General features: G+C 68.6%; 19 protein-coding genes and 2 tRNA genes. 12 read left to right on the forward strand and 9 right to left on the reverse strand.

The features are described from left to right. Positions 1-28 precede the first annotated feature (28 nt). A tRNA-His gene (locus ABD089_RS06005) sits at positions 29-104 on the reverse strand. Positions 105-199: 95 nt separating this feature from the next. After that, positions 200-817 (reverse strand): oligoribonuclease, encoded by a 618-nt coding sequence (gene orn / locus ABD089_RS06010; RefSeq protein WP_343885401.1) that lies wholly within the window; start codon positions 815-817, stop codon positions 200-202. 100 nt (positions 818-917) lie between these two features. On the opposite strand from orn, the gene ABD089_RS06015 reads away from it, so the two are divergent. The 5 genes from ABD089_RS06015 to ABD089_RS06035 all read left to right on the forward strand — a co-directional run bounded on the left by ABD089_RS06015 (position 918) and on the right by ABD089_RS06035 (position 6,837). Then, a tRNA-Arg gene (locus ABD089_RS06015) sits at positions 918-993 on the forward strand. Between the two features lie 383 nt (positions 994-1,376). Next, positions 1,377-1,790, forward strand: a complete 414-nt coding sequence (locus ABD089_RS06020; protein ID WP_343885328.1) for a hypothetical protein — start codon at positions 1,377-1,379, stop codon at positions 1,788-1,790. A gap of 53 nt (positions 1,791-1,843) precedes the next feature. Beyond that, positions 1,844-3,292, forward strand: coding sequence for a PrsW family intramembrane metalloprotease (locus ABD089_RS06025; RefSeq protein ID WP_343885329.1), 1,449 nt, complete (start codon positions 1,844-1,846; stop codon positions 3,290-3,292). A gap of 36 nt (positions 3,293-3,328) precedes the next feature. Beyond that, positions 3,329-5,215 carry a GTPase family protein gene (locus tag ABD089_RS06030; RefSeq protein WP_343885330.1) on the forward strand — a complete coding sequence of 629 codons (1,887 nt, stop codon included), beginning with the start codon at positions 3,329-3,331 and terminating at the stop codon, positions 5,213-5,215. Beyond that, positions 5,215-6,837, forward strand: coding sequence for a YfjP family GTPase (locus ABD089_RS06035; RefSeq protein WP_343885331.1), 1,623 nt, complete (start codon positions 5,215-5,217; stop codon positions 6,835-6,837). The genes ABD089_RS06030 and ABD089_RS06035 overlap by 1 nt, the downstream gene beginning before the upstream one ends. Here the strand turns inward: ABD089_RS06035 and ABD089_RS06040 are convergent, their stop codons facing one another. Then, entirely contained in the window at positions 6,838-7,665 is an 828-nt protein-coding gene (locus tag ABD089_RS06040) for a putative RNA methyltransferase (protein WP_343885332.1), read from the reverse strand. A 156-nt stretch (positions 7,666-7,821) separates the two neighbouring features. Between ABD089_RS06040 and ABD089_RS06045 the strand changes: the two genes are divergently transcribed. Both ABD089_RS06045 and ettA read left to right on the forward strand, forming a co-directional pair. Further along, positions 7,822-8,346, forward strand: a complete 525-nt coding sequence (locus ABD089_RS06045) for a single-stranded DNA-binding protein (protein ID WP_343885333.1) — start codon at positions 7,822-7,824, stop codon at positions 8,344-8,346. Between the two features lie 103 nt (positions 8,347-8,449). Next, entirely contained in the window at positions 8,450-10,132 is a 1,683-nt protein-coding gene (gene ettA / locus ABD089_RS06050) for an energy-dependent translational throttle protein EttA (protein ID WP_343885334.1), read from the forward strand. 128 nt (positions 10,133-10,260) lie between these two features. Here the strand turns inward: ettA and ABD089_RS06055 are convergent, their stop codons facing one another. Next, positions 10,261-10,623 (reverse strand): thiol-disulfide oxidoreductase DCC family protein, encoded by a 363-nt coding sequence (locus ABD089_RS06055; protein WP_343885335.1) that lies wholly within the window; start codon positions 10,621-10,623, stop codon positions 10,261-10,263. Between the two features lie 50 nt (positions 10,624-10,673). On the opposite strand from ABD089_RS06055, the gene ABD089_RS06060 reads away from it, so the two are divergent. The 3 genes from ABD089_RS06060 to ABD089_RS06070 are packed head-to-tail and all read left to right on the forward strand — an operon-like array spanning position 10,674 to position 13,305. After that, on the forward strand, positions 10,674-11,990 hold the full coding sequence (locus ABD089_RS06060; RefSeq protein WP_343885336.1) for an MFS transporter: 1,317 nt from the start codon (positions 10,674-10,676) through the stop codon (positions 11,988-11,990). A 42-nt stretch (positions 11,991-12,032) separates the two neighbouring features. Beyond that, on the forward strand, positions 12,033-13,115 hold the full coding sequence (locus ABD089_RS06065; protein WP_343885337.1) for an NADH:flavin oxidoreductase/NADH oxidase: 1,083 nt from the start codon (positions 12,033-12,035) through the stop codon (positions 13,113-13,115). A gap of 31 nt (positions 13,116-13,146) precedes the next feature. Further along, a complete protein-coding gene (locus ABD089_RS06070) occupies positions 13,147-13,305 on the forward strand; it encodes a hypothetical protein (protein ID WP_343885339.1) in 159 nt (52 codons plus the stop codon). Between the two features lie 63 nt (positions 13,306-13,368). Here the strand turns inward: ABD089_RS06070 and ABD089_RS06075 are convergent, their stop codons facing one another. From ABD089_RS06075 to ABD089_RS06085, 3 genes are read right to left on the reverse strand one after another with little or no spacing between them, the layout of a single operon-like run. Then, positions 13,369-13,692: a putative quinol monooxygenase gene (locus tag ABD089_RS06075; protein WP_343885341.1), complete on the reverse strand. Its 324-nt coding sequence runs from the start codon at positions 13,690-13,692 to the stop codon at positions 13,369-13,371. Between the two features lie 34 nt (positions 13,693-13,726). After that, positions 13,727-16,717, reverse strand: a complete 2,991-nt coding sequence (locus ABD089_RS06080) for an FAD-binding and (Fe-S)-binding domain-containing protein (protein ID WP_343885342.1) — start codon at positions 16,715-16,717, stop codon at positions 13,727-13,729. A gap of 4 nt (positions 16,718-16,721) precedes the next feature. Next, positions 16,722-17,183, reverse strand: coding sequence for a MarR family winged helix-turn-helix transcriptional regulator (locus ABD089_RS06085; RefSeq protein WP_343885343.1), 462 nt, complete (start codon positions 17,181-17,183; stop codon positions 16,722-16,724). A 101-nt stretch (positions 17,184-17,284) separates the two neighbouring features. Here ABD089_RS06085 and ABD089_RS06090 point away from each other — a divergent pair, with 101 nt between their 5' ends. Together ABD089_RS06090 and ABD089_RS06095 are read left to right on the forward strand one after the other, a co-directional pair. Beyond that, on the forward strand, positions 17,285-19,141 hold the full coding sequence (locus ABD089_RS06090) for an AMP-dependent synthetase/ligase (RefSeq protein ID WP_343885344.1): 1,857 nt from the start codon (positions 17,285-17,287) through the stop codon (positions 19,139-19,141). Between the two features lie 2 nt (positions 19,142-19,143). Further along, the gene (locus ABD089_RS06095) at positions 19,144-20,109 is read left to right on the forward strand and encodes an acyl-CoA thioesterase (protein WP_343885345.1); all 966 of its coding nucleotides are present in this window, start codon (positions 19,144-19,146) and stop codon (positions 20,107-20,109) included. A 13-nt stretch (positions 20,110-20,122) separates the two neighbouring features. On the opposite strand, the gene ABD089_RS06100 is transcribed toward ABD089_RS06095, so the two are convergent. Continuing rightward, a complete protein-coding gene (locus ABD089_RS06100; RefSeq protein ID WP_343885346.1) occupies positions 20,123-20,506 on the reverse strand; it encodes a type II toxin-antitoxin system PemK/MazF family toxin in 384 nt (127 codons plus the stop codon). Continuing rightward, on the reverse strand, positions 20,493-20,714 hold the full coding sequence (locus ABD089_RS06105; RefSeq protein WP_343885347.1) for a hypothetical protein: 222 nt from the start codon (positions 20,712-20,714) through the stop codon (positions 20,493-20,495). Before ABD089_RS06105 ends, ABD089_RS06100 begins: the two co-directional genes overlap by 14 nt. Position 20,715: the final 1 nt, after the last annotated feature.

A 20,715-nucleotide genomic window follows, 5' to 3' on the forward strand; every position in this document is an offset into this window, starting at 1 on the left:
CGACGAAATCGTCGGGCCGGGCCTGTTCTGGGGTGAGTAACGGGACTTGAACCCGCGACCCCCTGGACCACAACCAGGTGCTCTACCAACTGAGCTATACCCACCATGTCGCGAAGCGGTCACCCGGCTTCGCGGCTTGAACAGCCTAGCGGCTGAGGCGGTGATCCGCGAAATCGAGCCACGGAAGTGGCCAGCAGGGTCAGGACAGGTCGGCCGGACGGGCTCCGGTGAGCGTGCCCTGGTGCTTGCGCGCGATCACGCGTGCTTGGTCGGAGGTGGGCCCGGGTTGCGGGACGAAGACAGCCTCGCGGTAGTAGCGCAGCTCCTCGATCGACTCCTGGATGTCGGCCAGCGCGCGGTGGTTCCCCGACTTGGCGGGGGACTGGTAGTAGGCGCGCGGGAACCAGCGCCGTGACAGTTCCTTGATAGAGCTCACGTCGACATTGCGGTAGTGGACGTGGCCTTCCAGCACTGGCATGTCTCGGGCCAGGAACATCCGGTCGGTTCCGATGGTGTTGCCCGCCAGGGGTGCCTTGCGGACGCCGGGGACGTGCGCCCGGACGTACTCGAGCACCTGCTGCTCGGCATCGGCCATGGTCATCCCGTCGGCCAGTTCGTCCAGCAGGCCTGACTTGGTGTGCATCTCGCGGACGAAATCGCCCATCTGGTCCAGGGATTCCTGGGACGGCTTGATCAGCACGTCCACGCCCTCGCCCAGCACGTTCAGTTCCGCGTCGGTCACCAGGGCGGCCACTTCGACAAGGGCATCCCTCGTCAGGTCCAGCCCGGTCATCTCACAATCGATCCACACCAGCATGTCGCTCACCCCGACACTCTACGACCCGTCCAGATCAGCCATGGGCGGACCCGCCAGCCGCGGAGTCCAAGCCGCTCGCCGCTAGCATGGAGAGGCACAAGCCCCAGTAGCTCAGCGGATAGAGCAACAGCCTTCTAATCTGTCGTGCGCAGGTTCGATTCCTGCCTGGGGCGCCAAGGGGGAGCTTGCCGAAAGGGACGAGATGACGCAGTCAGGTCGGGGGGACGACTCGTTCTGGGCGCGTCCAGCCGATGGGCACGGGGGCATCGACGATCCAGCACCCACCGGGCGGGTCCCGGCCCAGCCAGCCCCCCAGCAGCCAACGCCCACGCCGCCCCCAGTTCGAGCCCCGTATCAAGCCCCGCCGACACAGCCAAGCCCCCCAACACAGCCAAGCCCCCCAACACAGCCAAGCCCCCCGACGCAGCCGCTTCCGCCGGTTCAGCAGCAGAGCTTTGGGCCGCCACCCCAGCAGCAGCACCCGCAACAGTTCCCGCAACAGCAGCAGTTCCCGCAACAGCCATACGCTCCGCAGCCCGAACGAAACCCCTATGCCGACATGTCGGCCGGGACGAAGCGCTCCCGGCGCTCCGGCTGCCTGTGGATGGTCTTGCTCTCCCTGCTGGCCACCTTCGCGCTCAACTTCTGCGTCCGCTCGGTCGGGACGATCATCCCGGTCCCGGCCCCCGAGGACACGTCCACCCCGCACACCGTCGTGGTCAGCGTCGGCACCACGGTTCCGACGGACGTGAACTGGTCGGTGGGCGCGCAGGCCGGGACGCAGGAGGTCAAGACCAACTGGACGCGAACCTTCAAGGTCACGGGGGCCAAGGTCGTCTCCGTGTCCGCCCAGTCGACCGGCAAAACGGCCAGCACCGTCACCTGCACCATCTCGGTGGATGGCAACCAGATCGATTCAGCCAGTGCGACGAAGGCGGGCGAGCTGGCGAGTTGCACTGGGAAGGCAGGGTGAGGGCCATCAGGATGGGCATGATGGGCCAGTCAGGATCTACCGAGGATGGACGCATGACGACAGACGTGTGGGGCAGGGCGGCGGCGACGCCGACCCGGGTGGTGCAACCCGAACGACGGGGGCGCCAGCTCTCCGGCCTGCCGCCTCGTTTCGTCCCCGGCGACAGCATCTGGATGCGTCTGGTGCGCAGCCCCTGGACCTGGCTCGTGCCGGCCCTCGTGGTTGTCTACGTGCTGTGCATCTGGCGAGTCTGGTCGATGCTGTCGGCCGACAACACGCTTGAGGACGGCTCGGTGATCCCCGGTTTCGACTGGGCCACCGTCAAGACCTGCGCCCGTTTTGCTGCTCCAACCGCGGCGGTGTGGTCTGCCTTCTTCATTCTGTTCGACCGCATCCGGCCCAACCGCATCCTGTTGTGGCTGCTGGCCTTCGGCTGGGGGTCGTGTCTGGCCATCTACACCTCGCTGGTGGCCAACTCCTGGGTCGCCGACCTGCTCAGCGTCTCTGCGGGCGCCGGTGATCCGGCCGCGGCCTCGCGTCCGGCGGTGTTCGCAGCCCCCTTCGTGGAGGAGGCGTCGAAGGCCACGATCCTGTTCCTGCTGGCGGTGCTGGTACGTCACCGCATCGTGACGATGATGCAGGCGATCTGCCTGGCCGGGCTGTCGGCAGTCGGCTTCGCCTTCACCGAGAACATCGTCTACTACGCCCGCGCCATGATCTACGGCTCCTTGACGATCGGCACCGGCGACGTGGAGGAGCAGGTCAAGCAGCTCGTCTACCTGCGCGGCTTCCTGACCAGCTTCGGCCACCCGACCTTCACCATGTTCATCGGCATCGGCATCGTGGTCGGTCTGCGCCACCGGTCCAAGGTGGTGCGCATCCTCGCCCCGCTCACCGGTTTCTTCGCCGCGGCCTTCGGCCACATGCTGTTCAACGGGATGAGCAGCGTCGGCGCGCTGACCGGCACCGGGCAGTTCAAGTGGATCCTCGCCATCATCGTGATCGCGATGACGATCGTCCTGTTCCGCAACCACCGCAAGGAACTGCGCCGCGTCAAGGACCGGCTCACCGACTTCGTCCGGATGGGGTGGCTGCCGCCGCGTGACCCGGTCGTGATGTCGTCCTGGCGCAAGCGCAGCTGGCTCTTGCTGGTGGCCTTCTTCCGTGGCCCGCGCACTTGGTGGCGCACCTGGCGCCTGGTCGATTCGCTCACCGAGCTCGCCTATGTGCGCGATTCGATGGTGCGTGGTCTGGTCGATGAGGCAGGACTTGACCGCGAGAAGGAACTGCTCCACCGGGTGCGTGGCCTGCGTTCCCGTGGCGCCCTGCACGAGACGGACGGCCTACGCCTCACCCTTGACCTCGAGCCCCTGAAGTTCTGGCGTGGCCGCTCGTTGGCGTTCAAGCGCCCGACGCCAGCACCACAGCAGTGGGCGCCACCCACCGCGTCTGCACCCGTGTCCGTGCCGGCGGGGGCCTGGCCCCCGCCGAGTGGACGCTGAACTTCCCACCGCGCACCAACTCGACGGGAGACCGCATTGAGCACGACCCGCTTGACCCATGCCCTCACCGAGCTGCGCGACTCCCTCGCGCCCGTTCGGCTGCCGCTGCCGCTGCCCGGCGCCACCGATCAGGCACGGCAGGCGAAGGAGATGCAGCGCCAGCTGGACGACTACATCCTGCCGCGCCTCGAGACCATCGAGGCCCCCCTGCTGGCGGTTGTCGGTGGCTCCACCGGCGCCGGAAAGTCGACGCTGGTGAACTCCCTGATCGGCCGCGTCGTCACCCAGCCAGGTGTCATCCGTCCCACGACCAAGTCCCCGGTGCTGATCCACCACCCCGACGACGAGCGTTGGTTCAACGACGACCGCATCCTGCCGGGGCTGGTGCGCTCGAAGGTGTCGTCCAATGACTCCTACTCGCTGCACCTGGTCGCCGAGCCCTCGCTGCCCAAGGGGCTCGCCGTGCTTGACGCGCCCGACGTCGACTCGGTGGTCGAGCAGAACCGCAAGCTTGCGGCGCAGCTCCTGCAGGCGGCCGACCTGTGGGTCTTCGTGACCTCCGCCGCCCGCTACGCCGACGCCGTCCCGTGGGACTTCCTGAAGCAGGCCGTTGACCGTTCCGCTGCCGTAGCCGTCGTCCTCGACCGCGTCCCGCCGGCCGCGATGAACCAGGTGCCGCCGCACTTGGGCCAGCTGATGACACAGCGCGGCCTGGCCGACTCGCCGCTGTTCGCCGTCCCCGAGACCGAGACCGATGAGCAGGGCCTGCTGCCTGATGCCGCCGTCTCGCCGATCCGCACCTGGCTGGCCACCCTGGCCGCCGACCAGAGCTCGCGCCAGCGCGTCGTCCTGCAGACCCTGGACGGCGCGATCGGCTCCTTGGCCGCGAAGGCCCCCGGCATCGCCGACGCCGTCGACGAGCAGGCCGAGCAGTTCGACCAGCTGCGTGCGGACGCACAGGCCAGCTACGCCGAGGCGGTGCGCACGGTCGGCGTCCAGTCCGCCGACGGCACCCTGCTTCGCGGCGAGGTGCTGGCCCGCTGGCAGGACTTCGTCGGCACCGGCGAATTCATGCGGACGGTGGAGCAGAAGGTCGGTTGGCTGCGCGACCGGATGTGGGGCGCCATCAAGGGATCCCCGCCGCAGGCGGACGACGTGCAGGTCGCGGTCGAATCCGGGCTGGAGGCGCTGATCGTCGCCGAGGGCAATGCTGCTGCCGAACGCGCCGAGAGCGCCTGGATGGCGACCCCCGCCGGACGGGAAGCCCTGCGCCAGCGCACGGGCGAGGACCTCTCGCACGCGTCATCGGGTTTCTCGGCCCAGGTCGAGCGGGCGATCCGCGACTGGCAGGGCGACGTGATGGAGCTCGTCTCCAGCGCAGGCATGGGCAAGCGGGCGCAGGCCCGCTACATGGCGTTGGGTGTCAACGGCGTTTCGGTGGCGCTGATGATCGCCGTCTTCGCCCAGACCGGCGGCATCACCGGCGCCGAGGTCGGCATCGCGGGTGGTTCGGCGGTGCTCTCGCAGCGCGTCCTGGAGGCCGTATTCGGTGACGATGCCGTCCGTCGCCTCGCCACCCAGGCCAAGAACTCGCTCGACGAGCGCGTCGAGGGGCTGATGGCCGGCGAGCTGGCCCGTTTCGACGAGGCGATCGCCAACCTGGCCGCCGACCGCGAGCACGCGGACCGGATCCGCGTCGCCGCAGGGCAGGTCGCGGCTGCCCGCCACGCCGGCTACGAGGATGCGATCGCCATGGCCAATGACCGGCAGGTGCCGCCCGCCGCGCCCGAGCAGTACGCGATCGCGGCGGGGCGCAGTGCGCTGGGCACCTCGTCCCCGAACGAGCAGGTGTTGTTGAATCGCGTCTCCGCCCCCGCAGCCGAGGTGGTCGACGCCGAGATCATCCACGAACAGGAGCAGTGATGGCCCGCCGCACCGAAGACCGCCTCACCGTCGCTGATCGAGTCAAGGCGCTGGGGGAGGTCGTCCAGCTCTCCGAGGGACGTGCCGAGGAAACGCTCGTCGAACGTGCCCGCTCCGTGGTCGCCCACACCGACAAGCGCCTCGCCTTCTCCGGCGACATCACGGTCGTCGCGCTGGCCGGCGCGACCGGTTCGGGCAAGTCATCCACCTTCAATGCCCTGTCGGGAACCCAGCTCGCCGAACCGGGCGTCACCCGTCCGACGACCTCGAAGGCAATGGCCGCCTTCTGGGGCGACGAGATCCCCGAGGGTCTGCTCGACTGGCTGGACGTGCCGCGGCGGCACCTGGTCAGCGGTGGCATGCCGGAGCTCAAGGGCCTGGTCTTGCTGGACCTGCCAGACCACGACTCCACCGAACGCGCGCACCGCGACGAGGTGGATCGCCTGGTGCAGCTGGTCGACATGTTCATCTGGGTGGTCGACCCGCAGAAGTACGCCGACGCCGCACTGCACGACCGCTACCTCAAGCCGCTGGCCCAGCACGCCGAGGTGATGATGGTGGTGCTCAACCAGGTCGACCGGTTGAGCCCAGAGCAGGCCGAGCAGGCGCTCAAGGATCTGCGTCGCCTGCTCGACTCCGAAGGGCTTGGCAGTGCACAGCTGTGCGCCATCAGTGCCCACACCGGGCAGGGAGTGGACGAGTTGCGCCGCCAGCTCTCGACCGCGATCCAGAACAAGCAGATGGCGGCCAAGCGCCTCGAGGCGGACGTCGTCCAGGTCGGACGACAGCTCAGCGAAGACATCGGCTACGCCCGCACCAACGAGGTCGACGGGCCCGAGATCCGCCAGCTGGACAAGGCACTGAGTGAGGCGGCCGGCGTCCCGATCGTGACCGACGCCGTGCTCAAGGCGATGCGTCGCCGCGGCACCCTGGCGACAGGTTGGCCCGCAATCAGCTGGGTCAAGCGGCTGCGGCCCGACCCCCTGCGCCGCCTGCACCTGGAGAAGGTGCAGATCGGACGCAAGACCGAGCTGGAACCGGCGCGCGTGCAGCGCAGCGGCCTGCCTGGATTCAACGGCGTTCAGCAGGCGCGGGTCGACTCGGCCGTCCGCGCCCTGGCCGACAGTGCATCGAATGGACTGCCGCGAGGGTGGGCGAATGCGGTGCGCGACGCCTCCCGGACCGACGAGAAGTTCCTCCCCGACGAGCTCGACAAGGCCGTCGCCACCACCGACCTCGCGATGGACCGCGGGCAGGGCTACTGGAAGATCTTCCAGGTGCTGCAGTACCTGCTGATCACCGCGGTGGTCGTGGGTCTGGGGTGGCTGGGCGCGCGGATGGCGATGATCTACTTCGGCGCACCACCACTGCCGATCGGGCCCTACTGGCATGGCTGGGCCACGCCGACGCTGCTGGTGGTCGGAGGAACACTGGCCGGCGTACTGCTGGCCCTGTTGAGCCGCGTCTTCGTGGAGATCACCGCGCGGGCCAAGGCACGACGGGCCGAGGCGGTGCTCACCAAGGCGATCCACCAGGTGAGCCAGCGAATGGTCGTCGACCCCGTCAACGCCGAACTGCGCCGCTACGAGCAGGCAAAGGCGGCTGCGGCCCGCACCCGCTGATCAGCACACCTCCCAGACGCTGGCGACGAAGTGGACGCTGATCGCCAGCTCCTGGGTCGCCGCGACCCTATCCCCGCCCTCGCGGGGCGAGTTCCAGCGGTAGGGGGTCATGCCCCAGACCTCCATCACCTCGTCGTTCGACGTCAGCTCCACCTCCTCGATGAATCGCCGCTGCTCGACCAGGCGCCAACCCCCGGGCACCTCGAAGGCCTCGTCATGGTCGACACCGTGGCCATAGACCAGGCGGCGCAGCTGGTTCAGGTGGCTGGCCCCCGGGCGGACGATGACCGCCCGGCTCCCGGGATGCACCACACGGTTGAACTCGGCCTCGTGGATCGGGCTCATCACGCTGGCGAGCAGGTCCACCGAGGCGTCGGTTACCGGGATGTCGATCACCGAGGCCACGGCGCACAGCGCTCCCGGCGCCCGTCTGGCCGACATCCGGACGGCCGGGCGGGAGATGTCCATCGCGACGGCCGGTCGCGTCCCCGCCGGTGCCATCGCCGCCGTGAAGGTGCCCTCCCCGCAGCCGACGTCCAACAGCCGTCCGGTCGGGTCGACGTCGGCGACGAGCGCAGCCAGACCCTCGGTCAGGCATCGGTAGTGACCGCGGTCGAGGAAGCGGCGCCGCGCGGCGACCATGTCGGCGTCGTCGCCGATCACCTCCTTGCGCGCGCGACCCGGGCGCAGCAGGTTGACGAAACCCTCCTTGGCCCGGTCGAAGTGGTGGTTCGAGGTGCAGACGAGTTCGCGCTCAAGCACCGCCACCGGCTCGCGGCACAGCGGGCACGCCAGCATCGGATGGAGCGTTGGGTCCAGGGCTGGCATGCGTCAACCCTAGCCAGCGCATGGTGGGTCGTGAGTTGTCCACAGCCGTCGCGTGACGGAGGAATTGTCCACAGGGGACAAGCCTCGCTGACGAGCGACTGCGCAGAAAAACAAGAGTGACAAGGAGAGGGGCACACCACACGTCAAGGAGGAAGCATGCAGGACATCCAGATCACGCTGACCGGCAATGTCGGTACGGACATCGATCTCGCCCATGGCGAGGGTTGGGCGCGGGCGAGTTTCCGGCTCGCGGTCACGCCGCGCCAGCTACGGCAGGGCCAGTGGGTGGACGCGGAGACCACCTGGGTGCAGGCCAACTGCTGGGGCCGGCTCGCATCGAACGTCAAGGCTTCGCTCTCCAAGGGCGACCCGGTGCTGGTCCAGGGCCGGCTGCGCACGCAAGCCTGGCTGAAGGACGGCATCCGCAACGAGCGGCTGGTCGTCGAGGTCGCCACCATCGGCCATGACCTGAGCCGGGGGACCGCACAGTTCGTCCGCTCCGGCGCGAAGGTGCGCACCACCGAGGGCGACGTGATTGACCCGACCACCGGTGAGCTCTATGCCGAGGCGCAGCTGTCGGCTGCCGTCAGCGACGCCGTCGAACCGCCCACCGACGAGGATGTGGCGCGCGCGGAACTGGATGCCGCCGAGCGCGGGGAACTGGTCACGCCGGTGAAGTGAGCTGCCAGTTCCGTGCGGCAAGGGCGGGGTGCTCGGGCTGGCATAATGGGCGACGTTTGCCGCCCCAGCTCGGGCACCCTCTATCGAAGGACGTTCTGCCGACATGGCTGAGTTCATCTACACCATGCACAACGTACGCAAGACCGCCGGTGACAAGGTCATTCTCGACAACGTCACCCTGTCGTTCTACCCCGGAGCGAAGATCGGCGTGGTCGGCCCGAACGGCGCTGGCAAGTCGACGATGCTGAAGCTGATGGCCGGGCTGGAGAAGCCGAACAACGGCGACGCCCAGCTGATGAAGGGCGCCACGGTCGGCATCCTGATGCAGGAACCCCCGTTGAGCGAGGACAAGACGGTGCTCGAGAACGTCGAGGAGGGGGTTGCCGAGATCAAGGGCAAGCTCGACCGCTTCAACGCGATCGGCATGGAGATGGCCGAGCCCGACGCCGACTTCGACGCCCTGATGGCCGAGATGGGAGAGTTGCAGACCGATCTCGACGCCGCGAACGCCTGGGACCTCGATGCCCAGCTCGCCCAGGCGATGGAGGCCCTGGAGTGCCCGCCCGGCGACACCCCCGTCAACGTGTTGTCCGGTGGTGAGCGCCGTCGCGTCGCGCTGTGCAAGCTGCTGTTGCAGCAGCCCGACCTGCTGCTGCTCGACGAGCCCACCAACCACCTCGACGCGGAGAGCGTGAACTGGCTCGAGGGCCACCTCAAGAACTACCCCGGCGCCGTCCTGGCGGTCACCCACGACCGGTACTTCCTCGACAACGTCGCCCAGTGGATCTGCGAGATCGACCGTGGGCGCCTGCACCCCTACGAGGGCAACTACTCCACCTACCTGGAGACCAAGCGCGACCGCCTGCAGATCGAGGGCCAGAAGGACGCCAAGCGCGCCAAGATCCTGGAGAAGGAGCTGGAGTGGGTCCGCTCCAGCCCGAAGGCTCGTCAGGCGAAGAGCAAGGCCCGCCTGGCTCGCTACGAGGAGATGGCTGCCGAGGCCGAGCGCAACCGCAAGATCGACACCTCCGAGATCAACATCCCGGCCGGTCCGCGCCTGGGCAACACCGTCATCGAGGTGGACAAGCTCAAGAAGGGCTTCGACGAGCGCGTCCTGATCAACAACCTGTCGTTCAGCCTGCCGCGAGCCGGCATCGTCGGCATCATCGGCCCGAACGGCGTCGGCAAGACCACGCTGTTCAAGACCATCACCGGGCAGGAGCAGCCCGACGCGGGCGTCGTGAAGGTCGGCGAGACGGTCAAGTTCAGCTACGTCGACCAGAACCGCTCGGGCATCGACCCCAAGAAGAATGTCTGGGAGGTCGTCTCCGAGGGCCTGGACTTCATCAAGGTCGCCAACTTCGAGATGAACTCCCGCGCCTATGTCGCCTCCTTCGGGTTCAAGGGACCGGACCAGCAGAAGCTGGCCGGGGTGCTCTCGGGTGGTGAGCGCAACCGCCTGAACCTGGCGCTGACGCTCAAGCAGGGCGGCAACGTGCTGCTGCTCGACGAGCCCACCAACGACCTCGACGTCGAGACCCTCTCGAGCCTCGAGGACGCACTGCTCGAGTTCCCCGGCTGCGCCGTGGTGATCTCCCACGACCGCTGGTTCCTCGACCGCGTCGCCACCCACATCCTCGCGTGGGAAGGCAATGATGAGGACGAGAGCAAGTGGTTCTGGTTCGAGGGCAACTTCGCCGACTACGAGAAGAACAAGATCGAGCGTCTGGGCGAGGAGGCGGCCCGTCCGCACGCCTCCAAGCACCGTCGCCTGATGCGCGACTGATCCGGGAGCCCAACGGACTCTTCACCGAGCTCCACTGCTCAGCTGTTGGGGCTGGCCGGCGTCGTGGGCTGGCCGTCGTCGTGGGCTGGCCGTCGTCGTGGGCTGGCCGTCGCCGCGGGCTGCGAACCTCAGTGCAGCTCGCAGGCGTCGGTGCCACCGGGCAACTGGTGCCGGTGCGCGGCCACCTCGCGGTAGACGACGGCGCCCAGCCAGCTGACCGGGGGAGTCGCCAGCAGCCGTCCAGCGACCCGGTGCGCCGGGCCGCCGGTGCCCAACGCGGCGGCGAACGCCTCTGCACCGAAATGGACCTGATTGTCTGCGCCGACGAACGGGACCTGGCGGAGCGCGCGGCGTTCGTCGACGCCGAATTGAGCGAGCCGCGCGGGCGTCATGGGCTCGATCAAGCAACCGAGTGACCAGCCCTGCATCCGGCGCGCTGTGGCCGTGCAGAAGCCACAGTCGGGGTCGTAGAGCAGCACGCCGTCATTCACCTCGCCAGCCTAGACGCGGCCAGGATCCACGAGCGGACTAGCATCGCGGGGTGCCAGAGCCGCAGAAGAAGTCCGTCCTCATCGACCTCGCGCCCTTCCGCGCGTCGCGGCCCTTCACGTACATGTGGATTGGCGCGCTGGTCACCGGCATCGGCAACCTGCTCACCTCGGTCGCCGTCGGCCTGCACATCTACGACCTCACCGGCTCGACCTTCATGGTCTCCCTGGTCGGCGTCATCGCACTCGTCCCCACCATGGTCGCCGGGCTGTGGGGCGGGGGAATGGTCGACCGGCACGACCGTCGTCTGGTCGCGCTGGGCGCCGCGATGTTGGCGTGGACGTCCACGTTGGTCATCGCCTTGCTGGCCTGGACCGGCCACGAGACCGTCTGGTCGCTCTACCTGCTCAGCGCCCTCAACGCGGTCGGTGCCGGGCTCGCGTCCTCGTCCCGATCGGCGATGGTGCCCTCGCTCGTCCCCGCCGACCTGCTGCCCGCCGCGGGCGCCCTGAACGGCATGAGCATGGGCATCGTGCTCACCACCGGTCCGGCACTTGCCGGGCTCCTCGTGGGACGCGTCGGCTATGCCTGGACCTACTCCCTCGACGTCCTGCTCTTCTGCGGCAGCTTCCTCGGCTTGTGGGCGCTGCCCGCGATGCGTCCCGAGACGACCAGCGAGCACAAGGGACTGGCTGCCATCAAGGAGTCCGCGCGCTTCATCGCGCGTAGCCCCGTCGTGGCGATGAGCTTCGTCGTCGACATCATCGCCATGACCTTCGGCAACCCGCGCTCGCTGTTCCCGGCCGTCGGTGCCGTGGCCGTGGGCGGTGGTCCGCTCACCGCGGGCATCCTCGCGGCCGCCTCCGCCGTGGGCGCGATCGTCTGCTCCGGCTTCAGCGGACGCATCGTCACCTGGCGCCGCCACGGACGGGCGGTGAACCTGGCGATCATCGCCTACGGGGCCTTCGCCGCGGGCTTCGGTCTGGTGCTGCTGGCCACCATCACCGGACGCCTGCCCGGCGGCGTCGGCACCCTCAGCCACACCAACCACGGTGCGCTGTGGGCGTCCATCGTGATGCTCGTCGGGATGGGTGCCAGCGACAATGTCTCGGCGATCTTCCGCAACACCATCTTGCTGCAGGCCGTCCCCGACTCGATTCGCGGACGCATGCAGGGGATCTACATCATGGTCGTCACCGGTGGTCCGAGGGTGGGGGACGCCTTCGTGGGCGTTGCCGCGCTGGCCGCTGTCTGGGCGCCGCCGCTGATCGGGGGGCTGGTGATCATGGCAGCCATCGCTGCCCTGGTCAGGCTCGTCCCCGCCTTCCACCGCTACGAAGCCGGTGCGCAGACCCGTCTCGCTGACTGACCCGCCGGGAATGCGCGCGCCGCCACGGCGGTTGGGCCCACCATGAGCCCCTTGCTTTTCCAGCCCATCACCCTGCGCGACCTGACCATCAAGAACCGGGTCTGGGTCGCACCCATGTGCCAGTACTCGGTCGAGGAGCAGGACGGCGTCCCGACCGATTGGCATCTGGTGCACCTCGGGGCCTTCGCCCAAGGTGGCTTCGGTCTGGTGCTCAGCGAGGCGACCGCGGTGTCCCCGGAGGGACGGATCAGCCCGCAGGACACCGGCCTGTGGAACGACGAGCAGGTGACGGCCTGGCATCGCATCACCGACTTCGCCCACAGCCAGGGCGCCGCTATCGGCGTCCAGCTGGCCCATGCCGGCCGCAAGGCGAGCACCCTGCGTGGCTTCCCCGGGGAGCCATCCGGCATCGCCTCCGCCGAGCAGGGTGGCTGGCCCGTCGTCGGACCCTCCGCGCTCGCCTTCGACGGATTGTTGGAGCCCACCGCCCTGGACGAATCCGGTCTCGACAAGGTGGTGGACGACTTCCGCGCCGCCGCACTGCGGGCCAAGAGCGCCGGCTTCGATGTCGTGGAGGTGCACGCTGCCCACGGATACCTGTTGCACCAATTCCTGTCGCCGCTGTCCAACCAGCGCACCGACGAGTACGGCGGCGACTTCGACAACCGCATCCGGCTGTTGCTGAGGGTGGTCGATGCGGTCCGGGAGGTGTGGACCTCGGCCCTGTTCGTCCGCCTCTCCGCGACGGACTGGGTGCCGGGCCAGGGTTGGGACGAGGACCAGTCGGTCGAGCTCTCGCGTCATTTGCGCGAGCACGGGGTCGACCTGGTTGACGTCTCGACCGGTGGCAATGTGCGGGCATCCATTCCGGTCGGTCCGGGCTACCAGGTCAGGTTCGCCGAGGCGATCCGGCAGCAGGCCGAGGTCCCGACCGGCGCGGTCGGCCTGATCACCGAGCCCGTCCAGGCCGAACAACTTCTGGTCGACGGGCAGGCCGACGTCGTTCTGTTGGCCCGCGCGGCCCTGCGGGAGCCGCACTGGCCCCAGCGCGCAGCCCATGAGCTGGGTCTCCCGGCCTCCGAGACGCCGTACCCGCCACAACACGTCCGCGGCGCCTGGGCCTGAACCGCCTGGGCCGGAACCGCGGGCGTTTCGTGTGCTGGCCGGGATCTCTGCCGATCTGGAGCTCCCAGCCAATCCCACGGACGCCTACACGCGTCGCCTGCTGGCCTCACTGCCCGTCCCCGACCCGACCGAGCAGGCCGGGCGACGCGCCGAACTGGCGCGGATCGCGGCCGAGGCCACGGGGGCCTGAGGAACGGTCAGTCCCGATCGACCACCGAGTTCGGCGGTCGATCGGGACTGACCGGTTCCTTGATCAGGGCATCTGGATCTCGCCGAGTTCGCTCCAGTCGTCCTGGGGGATCTCGTAGCTGATCACCTTGGGGCGGCTCGCCGCGTACTGTCCCTGCTCGGCCATCGCCTTCTGGAAGTGCTCGCTGTTGACGTGCGCCGAACCGGCCTCGCCGTCGCGGTAGGCCTCGACCAGGACGTACTCGCACGGGTTGTCGACGCTGCGGGACCAGTCGAACCACAGGCAACCGGGCTCGGCGCGGCATGCCTGGGTGAACTCACGCGTGAGGTCCATGAACTGGTCGGCGTACTCGGGCTTGACGTCCCACTTGACGGTGATCGTGATCATGACCCCCATTGTGGCAGGTGGTGCGGCGGTCACCTCACCAGCGCGTGCCACGCCGCCTTCCACGCCACGCGGGGAGACCGGGCACGCTGAACCACGAGAGATCCTCTTGGCTGACGAACCGCTCGGGACCCGCGGAGTGCGTCGCGAGCAGTTCACCCAGGCTCATGGCGCGGCGCTGTTCCAGGTCGGAGACCTGCTTGCGGCAGCTGAAACCGTCGGCGAGCACGATCGCGTCCGGGTGGGCGTGCAGGGCAGGGAGCAGGTCGTGCTCGGCCACCTTCACGCTGACGTCGTAATGGCCCTTCTCGACGCCGAAGTTGCCCGCCAAGCCGCAGCAGCCGCCCAGGGTGATCACCTCGGCTCCGGTGCTGGCCAGCAGCGCCGCGTCGGTCTTCCAGCCCAGCACAGCCGAGTGGTGGCAGTGTGGCTGGGCGATGATCGTGTGACCGGACAGGTCCGGCGCCAGCCAGCCCTCGGTGTTGGTCAGCAACTCGGCCAGGGTGAAGATGCCGTTGGCCACATCGGCCACTCGCGGCTCGTCCGGCAGAAGTTCCCCAGCGTCGGAGCGCCACACGGCCATGCAGCTGGGTTCCAGGCCGACCACCGGGACGCCGGAGGAGACGATCGGGTGCAGCACGTCCAGGGCGTGGCGCAGTTGGCGGCGCGCACCGTCCAGCTGGCCGGTGGTGATCCAGGTCAGGCCGCAGCACGCGTCCGACTGCAGCACCTGCGGCTCGTAGCCGGCGCGCACCAGCGTCTGAACCAGCCCGGCGAGCTGGTCACCGACGAAGGCGTCGGTGAACGAATCCACCCAGATCACCACGGCCTTGTCACCGACCGGGACAATGTCCGAGCGGCGCCGAGCGGCCAGCGCTCCCAGCGACGACCCTGCCAGCGACGACCCTGCCAGCGACGACCCTCCCAGCGACTTGAGCTTCTGGCCCGCTCCGACCGCCGGACGGAACTCCGCGCGCGCCGAACCGCCGGCCCGGAAGGCCGGCATCGGGCGTCGCTGGTCGACCCCTGCCGCCCAGCGAACCACATGCTTGAACCCCGGCGTCTGGGTGGCGAAGCTGGCCAGCGCGCCCAGCCCGGGCACCGCGGTCACCATCCGTCCCCAGCGCGGCAGCCAACCCAACGCGTAGTGGGAGGCGGGTCGCACGCGTCCCCGGTACTTCTCGTCCAGCACGATCGACTTGAAGGTGGGCATGTCGATTCCGGTGGGGCACTCGCTGGAACAGCCCTTGCAGGCCAGGCACAGGTCCAGCGCCTCGGCGACTTCCGGGGAGCGGAAACCGTCACCGATCAGGCGTCCGTTCACCATCTCCTGCAGCACACGGGCGCGACCGCGGGTGGAGTCCTTCTCGTCGCGGGTCGCCTGGTAGCTGGGACACATCACCCCGCCGCCGGCGGTGGAGTTCGCGAGGCACTTGCCCACGCCGGTGCAGCGATGGACGGCCGCCGCGAACTCCGGGTTGGCGAGCCGGATGGGGGAGCCGATGGTCTGCGCCATCCGCACATCCGCCTCGACCGGACGCGGATCGACCAGCACGCCGGGGTTCAGCAGGTTGTCCGGGTCGAACAGGTTCTTGATCTGCCCGAACAGCCCCAGCGCGGCCGGGGAGTACATCGCGGGCAACAGCGCCGAGCGGGCGCGTCCGTCGCCGTGCTCACCGGACATCGACCCCCCGTGCTTCGCAGCCAGCGCCGCAGCCTGCTCGACGAACTCGCGGTAGGCCTGGGCTCCGCCCGCGTACTGGATCGGGAAGTCGATGCGGCAGTGCACGCAGCCGTCGCCGAAGTGGCCGTAGGGCAGGCCGTGCAGCCCGTGCTGCTCCAGCAAGGCGTCGAACTCGCGCAGGTAGGCGCCCAGGCGTTCCGGCGGGACCGCCGCGTCCTCCCAGCCCGCCCAAGCGGGCTCGTCCAGGCTGACCCCAGCCAGACCGGCGCCGTCGGCGCGGATCTTCCACAGCACGTCCGCGCGGGCCTTGTCGTCGACCACCCAGCCCTCCAGCGCCCCGGCGGCGGCGACCAGCGCCTCCGCCCGAGCCCGGACCTCGGCCAGGTCATCGCCGACGAGTTCGACGAAGACCCAACCGTCCCCGGCCGGCAACGGCGGGACCGCACCGGCGCCGGCCTTGCGGACGACGACGTCGTAGATGCGACGATCCATGCCCTCGCAGGCGGTCGGCTTGAACGGCAGGATCGCCGGCATCGCGTCTGCGGCCTCCGGCATGGACGGGTAGCCGAGCGCCACCATCATCGCCACCGGAGCATCGGCGACCAGTCGGACGGTCGCGGATGTGATGATACCGAGGGTGCCTTCGGTGCCGGCGAAGAACTTCTCGACCGCGAAACCCTTCTCCGGCAGCAGGTGCTCCAACGAATAGCCGGAGACCTGGCGGGGGAAGTGGCCGAACTCAGTACGGATGGTTCCCAGGTTCGCACCGACCAGATCCCGCAACGCCGGCAGGGGAGCGGCGTCGGTGCCACCCTCGCCGAGGGTGATGAGCTCCCCGGTGCCGGTCAGCACGGTCAGGGAGACGATGTTGTCGGAGCTGCGGCCATAGCCCAGCGCGCGCGGGCCGCAGGCGTTGTTGCCGATCATGCCGCCGATGGTGCATCGGGTGAAGGTGGACGGGTCGGGCCCGAAGCGCAGGGCATGCGGACGGGCGGCGACCTGCAGCGCCTGCTGCACGACGCCGGGTTGGACCACGGCGGTGCGGGCGGATGCGTCGATCGTCCCGATGCCATTGAGGTGGCGTGCGACGTCGATGACCAGTCCCTCGCCGACGGCGTTGCCGGCGCAGGAGGTGCCAGCGCCTCGGGGGACGATCGGCAGCCCGACCGCCAGGGCGGCGCGGGCAACGGTCAGCAGTTCGTCGGTGGTGCGGGGGCGTGCGACGGCCTGTGGCACCACGCGGTAGATGGACGCGTCGGTCGAGTACAGCGCCCGGGAGAGCGTGGAGGTGTCGGTGCAGTCAGCAACACCGGTTTGGGCGAGGAAGTCGTCGAGCGCGGTCACGCACTCAGTCTTCCACCGCCAGCACCGCGTCCATGGCACGTCCCAGCTCGGCATAGCGTTGCGGGCCCATCGCGTCGACGAGGATGTGCCGCACGGCGGCGACGTGGCTGGGGGCCGCGGCGCTCAGCAGCTCAAAGCCCTCGTCGGTGAGGGTCGCGATCACGCCGCGCCGGTCGTCGGGGGCCGAGGTGCGGGTCACGAGACCGCGCTTCTCCATCCGGCTGACGGCGTGGGTGAGGCGGGATCGAGACTGGCGGACGGCCTCTGCCAGCTCACTCATCCGCAGCTTGCGGTCGGGCGCCTCCGAGAGACACACCAAGATCTCGTACTCCCCCAGGTCCAGTCCGTGCTGTCGCAGGTCTTCGTCGAGATGGCGGTCGATCTTCGCAACGGCCCCCAGCCAGCTGCGCCAGATCTTCTGTTGGTCGGTCGTCAACCAGACCGGATCGTCCTGGGGTGATGCCATGGCGGGAGCCTATCCAAAAAGGCCTTCGAACCGGCCTTCACCCTCGGTGAGTCTGGGCCAACGACTAGTGTGTGCTGGTCACCAGTCTGAAATGGAGCACCATGAACAGCGTCCGCGACGATATCCTCGCCATCTGCCCGCCGAACCTTGGCACCATGCTCGCCGAGCGGGTGGCCAAGGGGCCGGAGCGGACCGCCTTCCTCGTCCCGGACCGCGCTCCGAAGGGCCCCAATCATTGGCGCACCGTGACCTGGGACGCCTTCCAGACCGAGGCCCATGAGTATGCCGCCGGCCTGCTGGCCCTCGGTGTACGTCCCGAGGAACGGGTCGCCATCGCCGCGAGCACCCGCTACGAGTGGATCGTCGCAGACTTCGCCGTGGCCTGCGCCGGCGGCGCCACCACCACGATCTATCCCAACACCACCGACCATGACGTGTTGCACATCCTCGCCGACTCCGGATCGGTCGTCCTGGTTGCCGAGAACCAGGCCCAGGTCGCAAAGGTGCAATTGCACGACGACGAACTGGGTGACCAGGTGCGCGCGATCGTCATCATCGAGGATGACCGTACCGCCGCAGACCGCGTCGACCAGCGCGTCATCTCCTGGGGGGAACTTCGCGAGCAGGGACGTGCGAAGCTGGCGGCCGAGCCGACCTGCGTCCAGGACGCCATCGACGCCACCGGACCGGACACGCTCTCGACGCTCATCTACACCTCCGGCACGACGGGGCGTCCGAAGGGCGTGGAGCTCACCCAGCAATCGTGGACCTTCATCGGTGAGTCGATGAAGTCGCTCAAAATCATCGACGGACCCGAGGACATCCAATACCTGTGGTTGCCGCTCTCGCACGTCTTCGGCAAGTGCCTGCTCAGCATCCAGCTGGCATATGGCTTCGCCACCGCCGTCGACGGGCGCGTCGACCGGATCGTCGCTGGCCTGCAGGAGACCCGACCGACCTTCATGTGCGGCGCCCCGCGCATCTTCGAGAAGGTCCGCAACTCGGTGATGACCGCCAGCCCGTCCAGCGGTGTGAAGGGACGGATCGCTCGCTGGGCCTTTGCGGTGGGCAAGGAGTCGCGCCCCTACCGACTGGCCGGTGAGCCGATGCCGCCCCTGCTGGCGCGCAAGTACGCGCTCGCGGACAAGCTCGTGTTCAGCAAGCTCAAGGACACGATGGGCGGCAACCTCAGGTTCTTGATCTCCGGCTCGGCGAAGCTGTCCAGCCAGGTGCAGGAGTGGTTCTACTCCGCCGGGATCACCGTCTTCGAGGGCTACGGTTCCACCGAGACCTCAGCCATCGCCTTCGTCGACCACCCCGCACACCAGCGCTTCGGAACCGTCGGTCAGGTCACCCCCGGGCTGGACGTCGAGATCGCGGACGACGGGGAGATCCTGCTGAAGGGTCCGACGATCTTCAGGGGCTACCACAACATGCCCGAGGAGACCGCCGAAGCGCTGCAGGACGGCTGGTTCCACACCGGCGACACTGGGGAGCTGGATGCCGACGGCTACCTCAGCATCACCGACCGCAAGAAGGACCTGATCAAGACCTCCGGCGGCAAGTACGTGGCCCCGCAGAAGGTGGAGGCGGCGATCGCCGCCAACATCCCCTATGTATCGCAGGCCGTCGTGCTCGGTGAGGGACGCAAGTACATCGTCGCGCTGGTCACCCTGGACAGGGACCAGCTGCTCAAGTGGGCCAAGAAGCGCGGCAAGCAGGGCCTGACCTACGAGGAGCTGACCCAGCTGCCGGAGATCAACGCGTCCATCGAACGCTTCATGGCCAGGGCCAACGAGCGTCTGGAACGCTGGGAGACGGTCAAGCGGTTTGCGATCCTGGACCACGAGTTCAGCGTCAACGACGGCGGCGTCACGCCCAACATGAAGGTGCGGCGCAATGTCGTCGCGAAGAAGTACGCGCACGTCGTCGAGTCGCTGTACGAAGCGGAGGGCTGAGCGTGGTCGCGGCGCAGGCCACGATGTCGAGGGTCACCGCGGACCATTTCGCGACGGACGTGGCGCCGCGCTGGGGTGACCTGGACGCGCAGGGGCACGTCAACAACTCCCTGGTCGCCGACTACCTGCAGGAGGCGCGCGCGGACTTCTTGATGAATGGCCCGAACCGGCATCTGCTGGGCGGCGGCGTGGTCGTCGTGGCGCACCAGCTGGAGTATCTACGTCCCGTCGAGTTCACCGGCGCACCCGTGCGGGTGGAGCTGTGGCCGGTCAAGGTCGGCGCGGCGCGCTTCGAGTTGGCCTACCGCGCCACCCATGAGGGCCACGATGTCTTCCGGGCCCGCACCGTGTTGTGCCCCTTCGATTTCGAGCGCCAGCACCCGCGACGGCTGACCGCCGACGAGCGGACGCATTTCACGTCCCTGTTGGACGACGACCTGGAGCTGCGCAAGCTGCCCTTGGTGCATTTGGGGGGCCGTGGGCACGAGTTCGGTTTCCGGGTGCGCTGGAGCGACCTCGACTCCTACGGCCATGTCAACAATGTCTGCTTCTACGACTACCTGCAGGAGGCGCGGATCGCGCTCACCACGCAGGCCGACCCGTCGATGGCGCGGCAGGGGAGCATCGTCGACGCGCCGGAACCGATGGGTCCGCGACGGATGTGGCTGGTGGCCCGTCAGGACGTCGACTACCTGGCCCAGATGGAGCACCGCGCCGAAGGTTATGTGGTGCGCACCGGGGTGGCTGCGCTGGGCAATTCGTCGGTGACGCTGGCGGCCGAGGTGGTCGACCCGCTGCACGACCAGCCCCACGGCGGACGGGTCCACGCCCGGGGTCGGACGGTGCTGGTGTGTGCGGACGAGTCCGGACGACCCGTTCCGCTCGCCGGTGCATCCCGTGCGGCGCTGGAAGCTCTCCTGGTCCGTTCCCCGAACCTCTCGAGAGGTCCCTCCGGTCTGCTTGCGTAGGGATTCGCGGACATCAGCGGAGCAGATCCGGGTCTTCCACCAAATACTCAACGAGCCACTTCTGCACGGCCTCCATGCACGGTTCGAAGGCACGGCCCAGACGGCTCACCAGACGTTCGCGCGATATCGCGCGGAGTTGCTCGGTCATGGCGAAGCAGGCTTCCGGCAACGCTGGTTCCGCTGTTACGAGCACGTGGTTCGACCAGCCCCGGTCTCGAGTAGTGAGCGGAACGACCAGCGCCAAGGTGTCGACCTGGTCGAGGTAGCGCTGGCTGGCCACCACGAGCACAGGGCGACGTCCCGACTGCTCCCTACCGACGGTTGCATCCGGGCTCGCCCACCAGACCTCGCCCGTCGCGAGTTCAACGGACGAATGTATCGGGTCACCGCCACGCATCGCTCTGCCAGTCCTCGAACTCGCTGCGGTACTGCTCGTCCGGCGAACTGGCCTCCATTTCCCCTCGCAGCTGATGCCAACGCTGGTCGCGTTCCTCGCGGCGCGCCATTGCGGCCAGGTGCTCCGCCAGCGTGCGCTGGTGTTTGGCGGCCTGCCTCTTCAGCAGGTCGCGAAGATCGGCGGGCACCTTGATCGTGGTGGCACTCATA

Source organism: Luteococcus sanguinis (genome assembly GCF_039527675.1).
Lineage (GTDB): Bacteria > Actinomycetota > Actinomycetes > Propionibacteriales > Propionibacteriaceae > Luteococcus > Luteococcus sanguinis.

Bases quoted from the DNA above. Each gene is read 5' to 3' on its own strand.
- orn (WP_343885401.1), bottom strand. From the start codon at position 817: ATGCTGGTGTGGATCGATTGTGAGATGACCGGGCTGGACCTGACGAGG.
- ABD089_RS06020 (WP_343885328.1), top strand. From the start codon at position 1,377: ATGTCGGCCGGGACGAAGCGCTCCCGGCGCTCCGGCTGCCTGTGGATG.
- ABD089_RS06025 (WP_343885329.1), top strand. From the start codon at position 1,844: ATGACGACAGACGTGTGGGGCAGGGCGGCGGCGACGCCGACCCGGGTG.
- ABD089_RS06035 (WP_343885331.1), top strand. From the start codon at position 5,215: ATGGCCCGCCGCACCGAAGACCGCCTCACCGTCGCTGATCGAGTCAAG.
- ABD089_RS06040 (WP_343885332.1), bottom strand. From the start codon at position 7,665: ATGCCAGCCCTGGACCCAACGCTCCATCCGATGCTGGCGTGCCCGCTG.
- ABD089_RS06045 (WP_343885333.1), top strand. From the start codon at position 7,822: ATGCAGGACATCCAGATCACGCTGACCGGCAATGTCGGTACGGACATC.
- ettA (WP_343885334.1), top strand. From the start codon at position 8,450: ATGGCTGAGTTCATCTACACCATGCACAACGTACGCAAGACCGCCGGT.
- ABD089_RS06065 (WP_343885337.1), top strand. From the start codon at position 12,033: ATGAGCCCCTTGCTTTTCCAGCCCATCACCCTGCGCGACCTGACCATC.
- ABD089_RS06075 (WP_343885341.1), bottom strand. From the start codon at position 13,692: ATGATCACGATCACCGTCAAGTGGGACGTCAAGCCCGAGTACGCCGAC.
- ABD089_RS06085 (WP_343885343.1), bottom strand. From the start codon at position 17,183: ATGGCATCACCCCAGGACGATCCGGTCTGGTTGACGACCGACCAACAG.
- ABD089_RS06090 (WP_343885344.1), top strand. From the start codon at position 17,285: ATGAACAGCGTCCGCGACGATATCCTCGCCATCTGCCCGCCGAACCTT.
- ABD089_RS06100 (WP_343885346.1), bottom strand. From the start codon at position 20,506: ATGCGTGGCGGTGACCCGATACATTCGTCCGTTGAACTCGCGACGGGC.
- ABD089_RS06105 (WP_343885347.1), bottom strand. From the start codon at position 20,714: ATGAGTGCCACCACGATCAAGGTGCCCGCCGATCTTCGCGACCTGCTG.